Consider the following 20123-nt stretch of genomic DNA (forward strand, 5'->3'; position numbering starts at 1 on the left):
GCTGACCATGAAAAAAAGTGATTTCAAATTTTGTTTGACAAAAATTGGGCTATTAAAAAAATTAGCTGTTCTGCTTTTGTTGTTTTGTACAACCATTGTACATGCCAATTCGACTGACATTCAGGATGCAGTAGAACAACTGAACTATCTGCTTGAGCATAACCAAAAGAACATTACAAACGGAGAAAGAAACAAAAATTGGTATGTATATGTTTTAGGGGGAAGCCTAGAGAATTTGAGGTACATCATAAATGAAACCCAAAACTCAAATATTTCCGATTCGTTTTTACAAAACCTGAACAGAGAGCTTATTGAGCTCAACAATGGTGAAAACGCAGTATATGTGGCACTAACGGAGTATATGAATCCTTTGGTCACCCCTTACTTCGATTATGATATCATTGGTGAAACAACGTCGCTTAATAAAATGGAGGACTATATTAGGGATTTGATAGGCTCCAACAACCTGAACCTCTTGAAATCAAATTTGGTTAATTCCCTGTCATCCTTTGAGGCCTATAAGAAAGAGTTTATAAAGAAGAAAGAGGATCTTATCGAAACTATTTATCAAGAAGCAAATCTAAGTAATCAAAATAACGGGTACAAAAACATTTTAATGCCATTCTCGGATCTTTCCATAAGGCAAATCATTCAACCTAAGGGAGCCCCATCCATAAAGAAAAAATACTATGTATACTCACTTTATGTGGCAAAAGTCCAAAATGAGTGGAGCAGGGAAGAGTTTCAAAGGCTTTATTCCCTTTCCAAAACTCAAATAGCAGGGTATGGCCGAAACGGCATTGAAAATAAATTGGAACGCATGGTCCAAGCGTTGACCAACTATCCGTTCAATAAAAAAATCAATGTAACGGCCATTAATTGTCAAGAACTATTGCATGAAGATTTTTACACAGAAATAAGAGAAAAGCTTATTGCATCTGGTGATCGCGTATGGTTACAGCTAATAGAGAACAACCCATGTTTGCTGTCCGATATGTATACCTATCAAGATGGGTTATACGCCGAAGGAGCCGAAGAATTTGAACAAATGCTTGCCCAGGTGGTCTGTTACCCGCTTTACGGGGCATTGGCCATACCTGCATTTTCAATTATGGGGCCTGCACTCGTTGAGGAAACAACTAGGTCTTTGATACAGAGGTATGGGTATAAAAAAATACAAGATGCAGGCAACGCTATTGCCATTGATTTTACCATGCAGTTCACTATCAATTATTATTTTGATCCTGACACCAATGTTCTAAGTGGTAATGACCGCTACAAGAAAGCATTTGCTAAAACACAATTAGATGATATCGCCTCGGCAGTTTTAAGTTCGTTGAACGACTTTGATCTGCCTACCGAATTGGTGGTCAACTGCCTGGCCGGGAGTATTGATGCAGATATGGGGGCTTTGCGCAACCCCGATAACTTCTTGGCCGATTTCGATTTTTCTGGTTGCAATGAAAATATGTTGGGCTATGTATTCTTGGAGGTTGTTTTGGGCAAGGTCTCAAACCACGCCGCCACATTAACAAGGTTCAAAAATATAGTTGTCCAGTACCCTTCATCTGTAAAACGGGGGCTACAAGAACTGCGTAATGATAGCGATATGGCCTCTTTGGCCACCAAAATCAAGAACCAATGGGATGGTATAGCCGAAAATTTGAGCATTTCTAAAGATAGCGATTTATATGAAAGTGTCACAAGCTTTGACGTGACATATAAAAAACTGGGAACCTTAATAGATGATAAGGTAAGGCTTTTGACAAAAGAAAAATTGTTTGGTAACCAAGCCGAAACATTTTTGAATTCAGACTATATAATAGTAGAGACTTTAGATGACGTTTTAACTTATAGGAGATTTGGCGGCAACTCTGATTTAGGCGGAAGCTATGTGTCAACTTCAGAGAAATTATCACGAGAAGAATTAGCTTTGGTTAAGGAATTCAACAATTCAATGAGATTTGAAGCTGTTATTAAAATTCCAAAAGGCAAAAAGTTAGCTATTGGAAAGGTTGGCCAATGGCCTATTGAGGCTCCCGAATATATGGGTGGTGCCGACCAAGTTATTATTCAAATGTATGATTACCCAGAAAATGTCTGGGTTCAAAGTATAAAGGATTATAAAACCGGTAAAATATACTCTTACGGAGATTTTTGCCTTCAATTCCCAAATTTATGTGCAAAATAAAAATTATTAAGCTCATTGCTTTGTTTGAATATTTAGTAACAGTTGAAAGTTCAGGAGCATATATAAAAATTTTAAACGCTTTAGAAGAAGTCAATCAACGAATATTTAACAAGGACGAAAGAAATTTAACAAAAGATGATTTTCATCCTTTAATTAACATATATAGAATTTATTCCGAGGTTAGACCGTACGATTTAAGGTTAGGAAAACATATCATGGACAAAATGCAAGAATTCTATGATTTACAAAATGAAATACTCGAAAAGAACAAAAAATCAAATACATAGTGGCCCCCGCTAGCGCGAGCGTCACGCCTGCCTGACGGCTAGGCAGGCTCGTGCCGTTAACAGTGAGCAGAACGGTTCAATAGCAGAAAAAAATAGTAGTCAATAAAAAATAATGAGCAGAAAATACAAATTTCAAAACCCAACCGCAGCCTACTTCGTAAGCTTCGCGACCGTGTATTGGGTCGATGTATTTACAAGGCAAGCATATTTTGCAATATTGCAGGAGGCGATGGAACATTGCAGAACAAAAAATGGGATTGAAGTCTTTACCTTTTGTTTTATGCCGAGTCATGTTCATTTAATTTTTAGATCTGCGAATGATAATCCTACTGGACTTTTAAGGGATTTCAAAGGTTTTACCGCAAGAAAAATAATTAAGGCAAGCGAAGAAAACCCTAGCTATGTGAAGCATTTACGAAAAAAAACTATTAATGGAATAAGTATAAAATGATTTTCTAAACCCTACATATAATACTACACTTTTGGCGCAACCAGCTGCGCAAAGTCTCCCGACTTTGAGCACTACGAATTATTAAGAAATGGCAGAAGATAATAAAATAACAAGGAGAGCGAATTAATCAAGACTGTATAAAGAAAAAAACCAAATGAAAGAAGGCTACATCATTCGAGATCAAGATAAGGCACATTTTATAACTACCACAGTGGTAGATTGGATTGATGCCTTTACTCGAAAGGAGTATAGGGATGTAGTCATTAATTCTCTTGACTATTGTATCAATAACAAGCATATGTTACTATATGGATACGTAATCATGAGTAACCACGTCCATCTGATTGTGCAATCAAAAAATGGAAAACTATCGGACCTGATTCGGGACTTTAAAAAATTTACTGCCAGAACTATACTTGAAAAAATTATGGAGGAGCCGGAAAGTAGAAAAGAATGGATGCTTGAACGTTTCAAGAATGCGACCAAAACTCATGCCAGGAACAAGAACTATCAATTTTGGCGCTATGGCCATCATGCGGAGGAAATATATACAGAGAAGTTTCTGTGGTCAAAATTGGATTATATACATCTTAACCCAGTACGGGCAGGCATAGTGAAAAAAGCATCAGAATACCTTTATTCCAGTGCCACAAACTATATCGATGGCAAAGGAATTTTGGAGAATATTGAGCTAGCCACAAATCCTGTTATAGATGTTCTACGAACATCACCATTTTTAAAATATGAATAGATTTCGAAAATTCAATATAGTCATAAACCTTAAACATTCTTCCTCAAAGTCGGGAGACTTTGCGGAGCAGTTAGGTTAAAAAAATGTAAAGTATTAGGAAGTATTATAAAGTTAGCCGAGTTAAAACAACCAATCATAATCAAGAATTATGAAAAAAAACTACATACACATCATCCTATTCCTCTGCTCCACCATGCTTTGGGCTGAACCAACCAACTCCTCTCTTGAGATCGGTTCTGAGCCCAGTCGAAGTAGGGGTGTCGTAGCCGGGGTGTGGCTTTCAAAAACCATAGATATTATCTCAAAAGACTCCCTACTTCCAAAAACTAAAGACACCACCAAACTTAAGAAAGCAGACCCAAATCATTTGGTCCATTTACAGCAGATAACCATGGCAAGAATGGGTAATGCTGGTATAAGATCTGTTTTCCCTATACCAACGGTGCCAGAGCGTAGCCGAAGATACAATAGCTCAATAGCAAATACAGAAGAAGAAAAAACCTTCCGCTCCTTTCCCTCTCTTGACGAAAAACTAGCACAAAAAGAAAATTTCAATGTTTCCTTTGCCAACCTAAAACCTGAGTTTACGCCAGATTATATTTCCACTAATTTTTCCAGAAATCCCAAAGCAGACACCCTTGTGGCCCAGGCCATAAGAGCTTTTGAGGCGGTTAAGGAATTGGGCAATTTTGTCGACATTATAACAAGAAAGGAATTATTGGAGCTCCCGGTTGGACTAAGCAAAAAAGACTCAACATCCGGTAACCGCGTAGAACTGGCCATTACCCAAGTAAAATTTACACCACAATATGCAGAATTCAAGGCCTGGGCAAAAATGATCATTCCCGTTAAAGGACCCAATGGGGAACCTAGTAGAGAAATCTATTTTGGCGGCGAAGGCATAAAACTTTCCCATGACGGCGCGCTTTTGGGAGATATGAAATTAGTCTTGTTAGGGGATCAGGCCATTCCTTTGAATGGTGACAACTGGTTACTAACCCTCAAAGGGGGTGTAGACTTAAAAAATGGTGACTTTGGGGATCAATCGTTCGTGGAGTTCGACTGTGCCGGGTTAAAGTCTATTGGTTTGGAAGCCGACCTACGGATTTCCAGAAACATTCTTCTTCCCATTACCAGTGGCGGAAATTATGTATGTGGTGAGAGCACGGACAATAAATACCTTAAGGATTCTGATGTTGTAAACAACAAGTGCTATGTAGGCGCATCCTTTAGCGTTAAAGCCAATGGGTGGAACGACCTATTGGTAGATGTGTCACTCCCCCAATTTGAAGTTAGAGGATTAAAAGGTTGGGGATTCAATATTAAAAGCGCCGTATTGGATTTAAGTGACAGTCGAAATGCGTCTGGGATAAAGTTCCCAAAAGATTACAACGAGGTGTTGGTACATGGGGAACGAAACCTTTGGCGCGGGTTCTATGCCAAAGAACTAAGTATTATGTTACCCAAGGGAATTGAAAATACCAAAACATCCACCAAAAGGGTAGAATTTGGGGCAGAGAACCTCATTCTGGATAGCCAAGGCGTATCTGGTTCCTTTTTTGCCGAAAATGTTTTGAAAACTGGGGAAGGTTCTGCCGGCCAATGGGCCTTTACTATTGCAGATGTTAGTCTTTCACTCTCGAGAAATTCCCTGACCGGCGGATCCATAGCCGGAGATATTGCCGTGCCTATTTTTGAGAAACCAATGGACTATACTGGATATATACAACAAGACGGCTACGGTCTAGCAGTTGGCTTAAATAGCAATTATAAAACTCCCGTTTTTCTAGGTGAAATGCAATTGGAGAAAAATTCCAGTGTAGCCATAGATATAAAAGACGGCAATGTATATCCTTCCGCCAATCTCTCTGGACAACTGTCCATAGTTGGCGAAATTGGTCAGAAAGAAGGGGAGGAGTCACCCTCCGCAGAAACGGCCACAAATAGTGGTAAAGGATTTAATTTTCCGGGAATTGTTTTCGAGGGATTAAAGTTGGAAACAGAACCGGGCAAAAAACCCATCAGTGCCAAAAGCTTTGGATTTGAGGGTGAAATGAAGCTGATGAATTTCCCGGCTTCCGTGGAAAAGTTGGAATTGGTTACACCCAGCAATCAAGTTGGACTTTCCTTCGACCTAAAAATAAATTTGGACGGTGAAGGATCCCATGCCACTACTAGTATGCAGGTAATGGGAAAATTGGAGGACGGTGCTAAAATACAGAAATGGCAATTTGAAAGGGTTAAGGTAAATGGAATTGATATTGATTATGAAAAAAGCGGAATTACCTTAAAAGGTGGCTTGGAAATAATGGAAGACCACAGTTGGTATGGTGATGGATTTCGAGGTAATGTTACGGCAACCATCAAAAGTGTCAACTTAAAAGTCGAGGGTAAAGCCATTTTTGGCGTGAAAGATTTTAGATATTGGAACGTAGACGTTTGGGCCAAAAACGACGAAAAAAGTAGTACAAAATTTATGATAAATTCTATGGTAGGAGGTATATCCTATCGTATGAAAAAGATTCGAGGTAATGAGGATGGTTTTTCGCCCTCCTCAGCCGTATACCGTCCCAATTTGGATTATGGTTTAAGCGTCCGTGCCGGAGTAGATATAAGCACTCAAAATTCGGATACATTTAGTGGAAAGGCTTATTTGGATATGGCATTCAACAGTCACGGTGGATTAAATAGAATTGGCTTTACCGGAGAGGGCGCCTTTATGGGAGACAAGACCAGTGGCGGCCTTGACAGCTCGGATTTTGGTGCGTTAAATAAAACATTTGAAAAGGTAAACGATTTTGTAGAGGACAATAAAGGAATAGCAGATCAACTGTCCAAATATGGCAACTTTATGGGACTTGCCAAAGAATCGATTCCCGTCCACGATGTTGCCGCTTCAGGGAAAGTCGGGGTTTATGTGGGTATAGAAAAGGATTTTGTAAACCAGACCTTTGACGGTGAGTTTGAACTATATCTGGATTTGGAAGGTGTTAAAGGCGGTGGGGAAAACAACCTTGCAGGATATGCAAAAATGCACACAGGTCCTGAGGATTGGTACATCTATATTGGTACTCCTCAAAAAAGAATAGAACTTTTGTTTCAGGTAGGAGTACAACTTCGGATAGGGGGCTATTTTATGACCGGCACACAACTTCCGTCGCAATTGGATCCCCATCCTATGGTCGTCAAAATTTTAGGGGATGATATGCTCAACAGCAACCGTCAAGAAAACCAGCTACAATTGGGCAAAGGTTTTGCCTTTGGACTCAATTTTGGATATGGCTATAATTTTGATTATTTAATTTTCTACGCCTTTGTAGAGCTAGGAGCTGGCTTTGACGTGATGCACGCTTACTACCCGAATGCAAAATGTGTAGGTCGTCCAGGCCCCATAGGAAACAATGGTTGGTACTCTATGGGGCAAGTTTATGCCTATCTATATGGAGAATTTGGAGTGAAGGTAGATCTAGCCTTTATTAAAGGTAAATTCCCTATCGCCGAGGCAGGTGTTGCCGCAATGTTACGGGGTCAATTCCCCAATCCGGCTTATTTTCAAGGCTATGTAGGTATGTATTACAAAATTTTAGGGGGACTCGTTTCAGGTCGAATGCGATTAAAAGTTGAAGTGGGTGAGGAATGTGAGTTGGAAAATATTAATAATGCAGTTGGTGTTCCCATGATATCGGATGTGACACCCAAGGATAATAGTGACGATATTTCGGTTTTTACCGCCCCTCAAGCCGTTTTCAATTATGCCGCCAATTCAGATTTTAAGGTTGAGTTGGATGATGGGGTCCGTACTTTCAAATTACAATTGAAAAATTTTACCGTCACTTCCGAAGGGGAACAATTGAAAGGAGAGTTGGAATGGAACGATACCAATGATGCAGTTACTTTTAAACCAAATGAGACCCTACCCTCAGAAAAGGAAGTCAAGGTGGTGGTCGATGTTAGCTTTGATGAGAAAATCGGGGGTAGCTATCAAACAATAGTTGAAAATGGCAAACCAGTAATAGAAAAAAAAGAAATCACTTTTAAAACAGATCGTGCCCCAGATTATATTCCATTGGAAAATATAGCCTATATGTATCCCGTCATAGATCAACAAAGTTTTTATCCGGAAGAATATGACAAGGGATATGTTAAAATGAAAACTCCCCAGAATTATCTCTTCGACAGCGGATTTGAAACAAGGGCAGAGTTTGTTTCTACGACTAATAAGCAAGGCAGCCGAACAAATTTGACTTACGACAGATCAAAAGCCACTGTATTTTATGAAGTACCTGAAGGCATGTCCCTAAATTCCAATTACAAATTAAATTTACTGGCTTTCCCTCCAGGGTCGGATATTAAGACTAAAATAATTGTAGAAAACACAGAAACCCTTGCCGATCAAGAAAGCGGGGATACAAATTGGTTTGACCCTTCCACTGGAAACCAGGATACGAGAAACGTCTCCGGTAGTGCCGTAGTTTCCAACAAAAAAGCTACCAATATTACCATTTCCAACGGAACACCCAAATCCATTTTGGATTATGGCTTCAAAACTAGCAAGCATCCTAGCTTTAAGGACAAAGTGAAGGAATTAACCGTTACCAATAACCTCTTAAACTACATCTTTGCAGATGTCCATTCCTTATCCGTTAAAGTGGCCGACTATGAATATCTGGAAAAATTAGAAGTCTTGGGAGGAAAATATACCAATTCCAAACCCTTGGTATACCCCCAAGCAATATTGGACGATTCCTATTATAAAAAGAAAATATACCCTCTTCTATACGAAAATTACCCCCTTGACGGAAACATTCGAGTTAATCGGGACGAAGCTCTACTTGGATTACCACCTGTCCGTTCCTTTTATATAGGCAATGAATATTTGGCTAATCTGGAGAACAATCCTAATTCATCATGGGTAAAAAACAGAATTCCCTTTGTATATAATTTACCGTATCAGTACAAAGTGGATATGGTCTATTTAAGAGATAAAATCCTAAATAGATATTATGGAAGTGATGGCAATATTTCTCAGTATGAAAGGTACAAATATTTAATTGAAAGCTCCTTTCCTCCCTTGCCCCTAGGTAGTTTTAAGGCACAGCTGATTTACCGAACACCAGGCGATATTTATCAAAAAGGATATGAAATAAAATATGTGAACGACTAGCTCACAACTCATTGAAAAAAAACTAATATACAGTGAAAGGACTCGTTATATTACTCTTATTAACCTCAAGCCTCTGGGCTCAAGATACCGCTTCGGTCAAGGTTATAGCTCGCTCCTTGCCCAACAAAGTAATATTGCGATGGGCAGTGGACCAGCCCTTGGCATGGAAGAATGCCAATGAATTAGGTTTTTGGATAGAAAGAGCAACCATTTCAAGGAACGGCGAGGCTGTGGTACCCATAGAAAGGAAACAATTGGTTACACAACCACTAAGACCAAAACCTTTGGAAGAATGGGAAGCACTGGCCTTACAAGATCAGAATGTAGCTATATTGGCCCAGGCTTTATATGGTGACACCTTTGAAGTTAGTCCTCCTGGAAATCAGATGGGTGCTGTCTATGCTATAAACGATGAATTGGAACAGCGTTTTACTATTGCCTTGGTAGCTGCAGAACAAAACTATGAGGCTTCCAAATTAGCGGGCTGGGCCATAGAGGACCCTTCGGTTATTGCTGGCGAAAAATATGTTTATTCTGTATCGGTAGCATTTCCACAACAAAGTAATATTACCATTAACAATGGAACGGTATATGCTAGCCCAGATATGCACGAAGCCCTTCCGAAACCTATAGGCTTAGCTGGTGTCTTTACTGATAAAAAAGTTACATTGAGTTGGAACTTCAATTTGTTGCAACATGTATATTCCAATTACCAAATTGAAAGATCTCGAGACAATATTTCTTTTGAGCCCTTAAACGGGATCCCTATATTCAATGCCCAACAACCCAAGGAAGGCTCCGAAATATCCATGTTCTATATGGATTCAATACCCAATAACGCTAATTTCTATTATCGCGTTATAGGTAAAACTGCTTTTGGGGAAACTGGACCAAGTTCTGACACAGTTCATGGTAAGGCGGAAGAAACATTGGGTTTTGTTCCCCGAATATATCAAAAAGAACTGCCTACGGATAATAAGGTAATTCTCCGATGGGAATTTAAGGAGGAAGGGAACAGATTAATTGATAAGTTTCAACTGCGCAAGGCAAACAACAACAAAGGTCCCTTTTCAACAGTACTTGATAATATTCCAATAACGGCAAGGGAAATAACCTATGAAGGTTTGGACAGGGTAAATTATTTTACCATCGTTGCCATGGGCAAAAATAAGGTGGAAAGTGAATCCTATTCCTCCCTTGTCCAACCAGTTGATTCCCTGCCCCCCACCACCCCAATTGGACTTAAAGGAACTATAGATACTACTGGAGTTGTTAAATTATCTTGGTCAAAAAATCTGGAAGAAGATTTGGGGGGATATCGAATCTACCGGTCATATAATCCACAGACGGAATTCAGTGAAGTTACACAGACTACTTTTAAACACGAAAACTATACGGATACAGTATCAATAGCCAATTTAAATAAAAAAACATACTATAAGATATTGGCGGAGGACCAACGTTTTAATCGTTCAAAATTTTCCGAAGTATTGGTCATAGACAAACCGGATATTATTCCGCCATCTTCCCCTATTCTGGACAATTATGAAGTAACTACGGACGGGATTAGGATTTATTGGATTCCCAGTGGCAGTCCGGATGTTAGCTCACATATTGTATATCGAAAAACTGGAGGGGAACAGAATATCCAATGGGAGAAATTATTTGAATCCAAGTCATTACAAGATTCCACTTTTCATGATTCTACATTGCAAGGTCCGAATGTTTTCAGTTATACCGTGGTAGCCAGAGATTCGGTTGGATTGGAAAGTATCCCTGCCAAACCAATTTCGGTTATTTGGACCGGAAAGGCAGTTAAAGATGAAGATATAAAATTTTCTGGAACCGTAAATCGAGAATTGAGATTTATTAACCTAACATGGAAAGTCAAGGATTTTCATGTTTTGGAGTACCGTTTATTTAAAGGGAAAGAAGACAAGGGGCTAAGGCTATACAAGACCTTGAATGGAACTTCCAAAGAGTATAACGATGTGGATTTGGAGATAAATTCAAATTATACTTATGGGTTGCAAATGGTCCTACCTGGTAATCGGACTACTTTCATAAAGAAGATTAATTTAAAGTATTAGGGGTATGAGAATTTTCTTGACGTTAATTTCCATTTTTTTATTTCTAGAATCTACGTATTCTCAAGCATATGGACTCCATGTTACCTGGAATGGGACTTCCAGTTGTACAGGTGGTGCATATTATTCAGAATTTTTTCATTCTACAACTATCTATGATGTAAACGGTAATATACTTGATCAAATCAATTCTGGGGCCAATAGAATCCGGACTAGTTATATAAATACATTTAATGTCAGACCTTATCGAGTAACGCATGTATTTGATTGTCAAATTTTAGAAGGTCCTTATACTGGCTATAAACAATCAGATGACTTAATAATACCTCCGGCAGGTAATTGCGTTGGAAATGTTGGCCAATATCTTGATATAGATCTATTTGTTCCATCGGAGTTGTTGAACACCCCAGTTACATCGTTATGCCCTAATGATACCGCCATAGTTCAAGTCGATAACGACTGCCACGGCCTGGTTTATGATTGGTTTTATTCTCTTAATCCTACAAACACACCTATACCATTGAACATACAAACAATGGGAACCAATTTGGAACACATAGATCTAAGAAATATTTTGCCAGAAGGGTATATCGGCAATATATATTTTAAAGCAAAAATTGACAATGATTTCACAAATTATATTACATACAATATTGTGGGCTGTTCCCCAAACCTTGTCCCAGATCGTACAACAATTAAAAATGAGACCTGTTTTAAGAGTAATGATGGTAGTGTAGTTTTAACTTTTGACGATAATGTAGATGTGGTTAATGAATTTAAAATGCGCTATTTTGTTTATGATGCTACCGCAAACCTAAACTTTGATCCTGAAAAAGAAAACCCACCTCAAACTTCAGAGCAGGAAGTATTAGACCAATTAATTATGGTCAATGACGGAACAGACTATTTTACTGGGACTTTACCTGTGGGGCTAGGAGCTGGTAATTATAAAATTGTTTATCAAGAATTTTTTGATGCTGGTGATGGAGCGGAGGTAATTATAAAAAGTGGAGGACTTACTGAACCTTTTGAAATCAAAAGACCCTCCGAGGTAAAAGTATCTATAGATAATATCATCCAGCCCAGTTGTGCTGGAGAAAAAGGGTCAGTAACATTAATCGGGCAGGGCGGCGGTTTCGCTCCCAATGAAAATACATCATTAGAATATGGTATTCAAGGGGATGATGAGAGCTGGAATTCGAATCCCACATTTTCTAATCTAGAACCTGGTAATTACACCTTTCTAGCGCGCAGTCCTACTGGTTGTATAAGTCTACTATCTGAAGAAATTATTATTTCTGCACCTCCTGAACTAACCTTCTCCAACCCTTCACCAGGAATCACATCATCAAGTTCCAATATGAATGGTGTAATAGGTATAAACTATAACGGGGGAACACCCAATTATACTTTTGAATTGGCCAAGGAAAATGAAACTACTCTCGAATTTGAAACTATTACAAACCCAAAATTAATTCATAATAGTCTAAACCAAACAGTTGATTTTCAAGAATTAGGAATTGGCATCTATAAGATAACTATAACAGACAGTAACGGTTGCAATCTAACTTCTGAAAATATTTTAGTTACCACCATTCCTCCCCCGCAGATAGTTGATCAGCAAGTGAATCAAATATTATGTCCAAATGGAAATAATGGGAGTATAACCCTAACTATTTCTGGAGGGGTGCTTAATTATAACTACCAATGGACAATTAACGGGGTAATGTCCCCCATTCAAACTACAGGAAATCAAACGATTTCCCTAAACAACTTATCAGAACCTGGGGAATACATTTTAAAAGTAGGCTCCAATGGTTTTACCGATTTTAATGATCCATCAGGTTACGACAGTAGCACAATAACTTTAAATACCCCTGAAGAGGTTATAATAAATTCTGCGACCCAAAATAATATTAGCTGTTTTGGAGCTGCAGATGGCAATATCACAATAACTGCCTCTGGTGGCTTAAGCTACGAATACAAATTGGACTTTTTCGATACATGGAAACCCCTCAATAACGGCATAATTCCTATAACCAGTGGCGGATTCTATGATGTTTATCTTAGAAACCAAAATAATTGTGAGGCCGACCCTATAATGGGTGTATTGGTAACTGAACCAGATGAACTAAACGTCACGTCGACTTCTGAAAACGTTACTACAAATGGAGGTAACCAGGGCAGCATAACACTTACCATAGTTGGAGGAACACCATTTTCCGAACCCGCCGATCCATATACAATTACTTGGACCAGGGACGGTCAGCCTTTTACACCTCCAACCGGATCTATAAGTACCAATCTTGTTAATTTGGAAGCTGGTGAATACATAGCTCAAATTACCGATGTCAATGGCTGTTCACCTCATAGTAACCTTCCTATTGTAATAGACCAGCCGGGGCCATTAGGGATTACAAGCCTTACCGCAACGTCCGTTCTTTGTAAGGGGGAAGCAACAGGCGGTATAACCGCAGCGGTGACTGGTGTAGCACCTTTCAATTACATATGGGAACGACAGGATGGCCAACCCATAATATCACCAAATACCCCAACTATTGCTAATTTGACCAAAGGCATTTATATCCTAAGGCTAACAGATGCCTCAGGGGACCCGGAAGTAACTGACACTGTTACCGTAACAGAGCCCCTAGAGACCTTGGATGCAATAGTAGTACCTACGGCGGCTTCTTGTTATGGTGGTAATGACGGGAGTATACAGATTAACGCTCTGGGAGGCACCGCTCCTTATGAATATGCCATCGATGATGGCTTCGGATTTCAAGTAGGTGATACATTTAATGATTTAGGCCCAAGAACTTATGTAGTTACTGTTCGTGATAATAACTTATGTGAATTCACTACCACAGTAGAAATTATTGAACCATTACAAATTTCAGTAACTGAAAGCATTTCAATCGTTACATCTACAGGAGGTTCAGATGGCAGTATTACCCTTGAGGTGTCAGGAGGAACAGAACCTTATGCCTACAGTTGGACCGGACCTGGAATTAACATCCCTAGAACCACTAAGGATATTGATGTATTAGTAACAGGTAATTATACAGTGGAAATCACCTCTCCAGGGAATCAAGGTGGTATAGACGGTTGTTATTTCGCCCAAACCTTTTTCGTACCAGAACCAGGTCCCTTGTCCATAAACAACATTACCACAACAGATGTAAACTGCTTTGGCGAAGCCACCGGCAGCATTACCACAATGGTAACTGGAGAGGGGACTATCGTTTATGAATGGACTTTTGCTGATGGAAGTCCAATTTTAGTAAGCAACGGTACAGATGGCCCTGACATTACGGGCATTAGTGCCGGGAGTTATATGTTGACCGTCACCGATGACAATACAACGACTTCATCATCCCCAATTGCGATCAATCAACCCACAGCACCACTCAATATAACCAATATATTCACTACAGATGTAAGTTGTTTTGGTGGTACCGATGGCAGTGTTCAAATAGAGGCCTTTGGTGGAACAGGAGCCTATACTTATTCCTTGGATGGCATTAATTATCAGAACTCCGCTTTCTTTAATGGACTGGCCCAAGCTAGCATTACGGCCTATGTAAGGGATAGTAATAATTGTGATTTTATATCTCCTGATCCAGTAATTATCAATGAACCCCAAGAACTAAGTTTCGTTATCGACCTACAGCAACCACTTTCAGCGGCAAATGTCTCAGATGGAGCAATTAGTATAACGGCATCCGGAGGGACTGGAAACCTAAGCTATAGTTGGACAGGACCGGATGGATTCACATCAACTAATGAAGATATTATTGACTTGGCACCTGGAGATTACATACTGACCATTACCGACGATAATTATGCCCTTAATAACGACCTCGGCTGTCTATTGGTATCCAGTCCTATAACTATTGCGGAACCTGGAACTCTACTGGTGGACCTAGTTCAAACTGTAATGCTGGAATGTAACGGAGACGATTTCGGTGAAATTATGGCCACCGTTCAAGGTGGAGTCCCCCCTTATACCTACGAATGGTTTGAGGTAACAAACAGTAATTCTATCTTGGGAGAGGATACAGAAATTATTGGCAATCTCTCCGCGGGACAATATTTTGTTAGGGTCACGGATGCAAACACAATTTCGGCAGAGGCCGTACCAATAAGCATAACTCAGCCCGAGGTATTGGAAATAACGGTAGTCGAATTAACCGGTGTGCTATGTAATGGTGAGGCAACAGGCGCTATTGAAGTCTCCGTATCTGGAGGTACCAGCCCATATAGCTTTTTCTGGAGCAATGGATCCAAAACCCAAAATTTAATCGATTTGGAACCAGGGGAATATACTTTGGAGGTATTTGATGATAATGGTTGTTTTGAAGAAACCTCTTTTGCCATTAATCCAGCTCCCGACCCGGTTCGCATTGTCGATGCTACAACAAGCAATGTATCGCAATACATGGCTAATGACGGTAATATCTCACTTCAAATAGAAGGTGGAGCCGCACCATACGCTATAAATTGGATTAGACTTTCGGATAATATGGAAATAGGAAATACACAGGAAATCACAAATCTAACCGCAGACTCCTACCAAGTTTCCATTTCTGATAACAACGGCTGTAGCCTAACAACAATATATGATATATCCCAACCTGACATTGTGGAGGAAATAATCACACAGCCTAGCTGTTCTAGCGAAAATGATGGCAGCATAGAAGTAATTGTAAATCAAGGTAACGGAACATTCACGTACAGTTGGGATACTGGAGCCTCAACGAACAGTATAACAAATTTGGCTCCAGGAAATTATACCGTAAACATCAATGGTTTTGGCAATGGCACTTTAACCAGAACGTATGTAATAGAAGAACCAATTCCATTAGAAGTCAATTTGGGCGAGGACAGGACCCTTTGTGCAGGACAGGAAATAGCACTGAATGCAACTGCAAACAATGCGAATGCCACTTACAATTGGACTTCAGACAATGGATTTTCCAGTTCCGAGCCAAGCGTTACAATTAATGAAAGTGGCAATTATTCTGTAGTAGTTACCAACCAAAATGGCTGTATGGCAACAGGCACTATTTTTGTTATCGTTACAGATGATGAAATAAATGCCGAATTCGCAGTTTCCAGTCAAGTTTTTGTTGGGGAGTCACTTATTGCAGTGGATATTAGCTATCCACTTCCGGAAACGCAGGAATGGATATTGCCTGAAGGTGCAACTATTCTAAAGCAAGATTCGGACGAAGCCGAAATGGTTTTCAACGCACCTGGTGAATACGAAATTGGAATCATAACCCAAATTGGTGAATGTTTCGCACAACAGACCAAAAAAGTTCTGGTAATGGAAAATGAAGCTTTTACTTCGGGTGAGGGCGAAGAGGACCCCAGAGAACTTATTGAAGATTTTATCATTTATCCCAATCCCACTAGCGGAGAGTTCGTTGCAAATGTGACCCTCTCCGAACGGGGAGATATCAGCATTAAAATCTTCAACTTTGCCAACAACGCCCTTATGGCCTCTAAAAAAGAAAGAGGGGAATTGTCTTACACTATTCCCTTCGATATCTCCGGTCTGCCATCTGGCGTATATGCGGTTCTGCTCGAAACTCCCTATGGCAATTCGTTACGGAAAGTAATCTTGAAATAAAATATTTAAAAGACGAAAGATAAGGATCGACTTTTCTTGTCAAGGTTTACATGTTTTAAATATAGTTGAATATCCCTATATGGTTGTTTCAATTGGGAAAATCATATTGTCGGATATATTATAGCCCTGTTTAATAGAAGTTGAATTTAGAATTTCAAGCCAATACAACCAATTGTTGTAATGGCTTGAAAAGGCCCAAGAAACTAAGGCAGTTATTAGGAATGTCCTAATAAATGTAGGAAACAACTCTAAAATTCATGAATTTTAGAGTTGTTTTTTTTCTTATCCGCAACATTCCATTTTTGTTAAGATATATTTAACGAATGTATGTTCTAGACGTTTAACTAGGCTGGGCATGCATTTAAAAACAATTAACTAACTAAAATAAATTATTTATGAAGATTACACTAGCTAAATGCCTATTGTTGGCGGGAGCATTTTTATGTTTCGGACTGGCGGGGGCACAAACGGTGACAGGAAGTGTTTCGGATGGATCCGGACCCTTGCCTGGGGCGAACGTATTGGTTAAAGGTACGACCAATGGAACCCAAACAGATTTTGACGGTAACTACTCTTTGGACAATGTGAGTAGTAATGCCACTTTGGTATTCAGTTATATAGGTTTCAAAACCATGGAAATACCTGTGGGAGGCAAGTCTACAATTAACGCAGTTATGGAGGAGGATGCCAGCGAACTGGAAGAGGTAGTATTGATCGGTTACGGTAGCCAGCGGAAATCGGATCTTACCGGTGCTGTAGGGCAAGTAGATGCCGATCAGCTACAAGAACGTCCGGCCACATCTTTAAATCAGGCCTTATCGGGTAAGATTGCTGGGGTGCAGGTGAACACCAACTCGGGTCGCCCAGGTGGTAAATCCAACATTAGGGTTAGGGGTTTTAGTTCTATAAACTCTTCCAACAACCCGTTATATGTTATAGATGGGGTTCAGTTGCCTCAAGGGAATCAAGCTAACTTTAGTTCGGCTATTGATTATTTAAACCCTAACGATGTAGTATCTATTGAAGTGTTGAAAGATGCTTCATCCACAGCTATCTACGGGGCTCGTGGTGCCAACGGTGTTATTCTGGTAACCACCAAAAGAGGTCGCGCCGGACAGGGAAGGGTTACTTACGATGTGGAGTATAGCGTAAACCAATTTGGTCCCAATAGGGCCAAGGTTTTAAATTCCGAACAGTATGCTATGATAGAGCAGCTTTCTTGGGAGAACACACAGAAATTTGACCCTGCTGGTTGGGCAGCTGGGAATTATGCCCAATATGAGCCAAGGCTAAAAAGGGCCAATCCCAATGTGGCTTATTTGTTTGATAGCGATGGTAAGGCCATCTACGATACCGATTGGTCCAAAGAAGTGGTGCAACATAAATTATCACAAAACCATCAGGTTGGTTTTTCAGGGGGTAATGAAAGAACAACATATGCCATTTCTCTTGGTATTAGGGATGATCAGGGTCTTCTTAAGAATACCTATTTAAAGCGTTATTCAGGACGTTTTTCAATTGATGACCAGATTAAGACATGGTTAAAGATAGGCGGTTCCTTAAGTTACAATAACCAAACGGAGAATTTGGCGGATACCAATGATCAAGTGCCACGTAGAATGGTAGAGGATTACCCTTTTTACCCTGGTCCTTTACATACAGGAGGACCATTGGAAGGTCTATATGCCAATAACAGGGATTATCCCTATGCGGAAGGTACCCGAAATTCGGTGAACTGGCTTGAAAATAATGAGTATATTTTAAATACTCAAACTACGGCCGGAAGTTTTTATACCAATCTCAATTTAACCAAAGAATTGGAAATGAGGACAGTTATCGGTGCCAATATCCTTACCCAGGAGAACAATGAATTCCGAAACAGTGTGCTGGATAATAATGCAGTTGCCAGAGCTCAGGCTAGCAATGAAAAACAAACATTCTGGTCTATTGAAAACTACTTGACCTATAATAAGGAAATCAATGAAAACAATTCATTGACCGCCTTATTGGGGGTATCTTGGCAACAGTCCAATCAATTCTTTGTCAACGCAGATTCCAGAAACTTCCCGACCGACTTTTTTAAATATAATAACTTGGGTGCAGGATCGGATAATATAGCGGTACAATCCTTTGCGGACAGGGAAGCACTAAACTCCTATTTCGGAAGATTGAATTATAACCTTTATGGTAAGTATCTATTTACAGTTACAGGTAGGGCCGATGGCTCCTCGAAATTTGGTGACAATAATAAGTTTTCCTTCTTCCCCTCAGCTGCAGTTGCCTGGAGGATTTCGGACGAGGATTTTCTTGTAGACAATGCTCTAATTTCCAACCTAAAACTTAGGACTAGTTATGGGGTTACAGGTAACTCCGAAATACCTCCTTATTCTTCCTTATCGCTTTTAAGTTCCAATTACGCTGCCATATGGAATGATAGCCGTGTTGGTGGTACAGGTTTGAATCGTTTGGCGAATCCGGATTTGAAATGGGAAAAGACTGCCCAGTACGATGTTGGAGTAGAATTAGGTTTATTTGACAATAGAATTAGCTTGGAAGCTGATTATTACTATAGGAAAACTACCGATATGCTTTTGGATGCACCTGTTCCACAATCTAGTGGTTATGCTACCATTAGAAGAAATGTTGGGTCCATGGAGAACAAAGGTTTTGAATTTGGGCTATCTACAAAAAACATTATGACCGCAGACGTGACCTGGAATACTTCCTTCAATATTTCTATGAACAGGAACAAAGTACTTTCCTTGGCCACACCTTCTGATATTTTTGGTGTAGGTGGACCTGGAATTACGAACGAAACGAGTATTATTAGAGTTGGTGAGCCAGTAGGTGCCTTCTGGGGCCTTACCCGCTTGGGAACTTGGGGTACGGACGAGGCTGCTGAAGCCGCTAAATTTGTAAGTTACAGAAACGGACTTACCATTTTACCAGGAGATATAAAATATAAGGATTTTAATGGGGATTATATTATTAATGATGAGGATAGGTCCATTATTGGAAACGGTTATCCAACGGCATGGGGAACACTTACCAACTATGTCTCCTATAAAAACTTGGATTTCACCTTGGAACTACAATATTCTTGGGGTAATGACGTAATGGATATGAACCTTCACTCCAGTGAGGACAGACAGGCTCTTGCCAATAGTTATACCACAGTATTGGATGCCTGGACCCCTGATAATCAAGACACCATGATTGCCCAGGTTAGGGATACACGTGCTGGTTATGTAACCAACGTGGATTCACATTGGGTAAAGGATGGTTCCTTTGTACGTGGTAGAAACGTAATGTTAGGATTTACTTTTGATCAAGACTTGGTTGAACGTATGCATTTGAATAAATTGAGATTGTATGCTTCTGCTCAAAATTTCTTTTTGTTGGTAGATGATGAACTACTTGGAGATCCCGAGGTAACCCCTATTCGTGGTGGTGAAGGTAACAATGTCTTCTCTCAAGGAATGAAGTGGCATGAATATCCAAAATCGACAACATTCGTAATTGGTCTACAAGTGGGTCTGTAATTAATAAAATTT

The 20123-nt window shown here is 39.8% G+C and carries 8 protein-coding genes; all 8 read left to right on the plus strand.

Annotated elements, in window-relative coordinates; translation table 11 throughout:
* The first annotated feature begins 7 nt into the window (after positions 1 to 7).
* The 8 genes from KO529_RS19875 (at position 8) to KO529_RS19910 (ending at position 20111) form a co-directional block, all read left to right on the plus strand.
* Complete coding sequence (locus tag KO529_RS19875) at positions 8 to 2191, plus strand: hypothetical protein (RefSeq protein ID WP_215949597.1); 2184 nt, start codon at positions 8 to 10, stop codon at positions 2189 to 2191.
* Positions 2179 to 2478: a hypothetical protein gene (locus tag KO529_RS19880; RefSeq protein ID WP_215949598.1), complete on the plus strand. Its 300-nt coding sequence runs from the start codon at positions 2179 to 2181 to the stop codon at positions 2476 to 2478. The genes KO529_RS19875 and KO529_RS19880 overlap by 13 nt, the downstream gene beginning before the upstream one ends.
* Positions 2479 to 2590: 112 nt before the next feature.
* Complete coding sequence (locus KO529_RS19885) at positions 2591 to 2929, plus strand: transposase (protein ID WP_252734480.1); 339 nt, start codon at positions 2591 to 2593, stop codon at positions 2927 to 2929.
* A 154-nt stretch (positions 2930 to 3083) separates the two neighbouring features.
* A complete protein-coding gene (locus tag KO529_RS19890) occupies positions 3084 to 3680 on the plus strand; it encodes an REP-associated tyrosine transposase (RefSeq protein WP_215949599.1) in 597 nt (198 codons plus the stop codon).
* A gap of 148 nt (positions 3681 to 3828) precedes the next feature.
* Positions 3829 to 8844, plus strand: a complete 5016-nt coding sequence (locus KO529_RS19895) for a hypothetical protein (RefSeq protein WP_215949600.1) — start codon at positions 3829 to 3831, stop codon at positions 8842 to 8844.
* Between the two features lie 32 nt (positions 8845 to 8876).
* The gene (locus KO529_RS19900) at positions 8877 to 10934 is read left to right on the plus strand and encodes a fibronectin type III domain-containing protein (protein ID WP_215949601.1); all 2058 of its coding nucleotides are present in this window, start codon (positions 8877 to 8879) and stop codon (positions 10932 to 10934) included.
* A gap of 4 nt (positions 10935 to 10938) precedes the next feature.
* Positions 10939 to 16569 (plus strand): T9SS type A sorting domain-containing protein, encoded by a 5631-nt coding sequence (locus KO529_RS19905; protein ID WP_215949602.1) that lies wholly within the window; start codon positions 10939 to 10941, stop codon positions 16567 to 16569.
* 395 nt (positions 16570 to 16964) lie between these two features.
* Positions 16965 to 20111 (plus strand): SusC/RagA family TonB-linked outer membrane protein, encoded by a 3147-nt coding sequence (locus tag KO529_RS19910; protein WP_215949603.1) that lies wholly within the window; start codon positions 16965 to 16967, stop codon positions 20109 to 20111.
* Positions 20112 to 20123: the final 12 nt, after the last annotated feature.

The sequence above is a fragment of the Arenibacter algicola genome (assembly GCF_018860365.1).
GTDB classification, from domain to species: domain Bacteria; phylum Bacteroidota; class Bacteroidia; order Flavobacteriales; family Flavobacteriaceae; genus Arenibacter; species Arenibacter algicola_B.

Excerpts from the sequence above, each read along its gene's own strand:
- KO529_RS19875 (WP_215949597.1), top strand. The coding sequence starts at position 8 with ATGAAAAAAAGTGATTTCAAATTTTGTTTGACAAAAATTGGGCTATTA.
- KO529_RS19880 (WP_215949598.1), top strand. The coding sequence starts at position 2,179 with ATGTGCAAAATAAAAATTATTAAGCTCATTGCTTTGTTTGAATATTTA.
- KO529_RS19885 (WP_252734480.1), top strand. The coding sequence starts at position 2,591 with ATGAGCAGAAAATACAAATTTCAAAACCCAACCGCAGCCTACTTCGTA.
- KO529_RS19890 (WP_215949599.1), top strand. The coding sequence starts at position 3,084 with ATGAAAGAAGGCTACATCATTCGAGATCAAGATAAGGCACATTTTATA.
- KO529_RS19895 (WP_215949600.1), top strand. The coding sequence starts at position 3,829 with ATGAAAAAAAACTACATACACATCATCCTATTCCTCTGCTCCACCATG.
- KO529_RS19905 (WP_215949602.1), top strand. The coding sequence starts at position 10,939 with ATGAGAATTTTCTTGACGTTAATTTCCATTTTTTTATTTCTAGAATCT.
- KO529_RS19910 (WP_215949603.1), top strand. The coding sequence starts at position 16,965 with ATGAAGATTACACTAGCTAAATGCCTATTGTTGGCGGGAGCATTTTTA.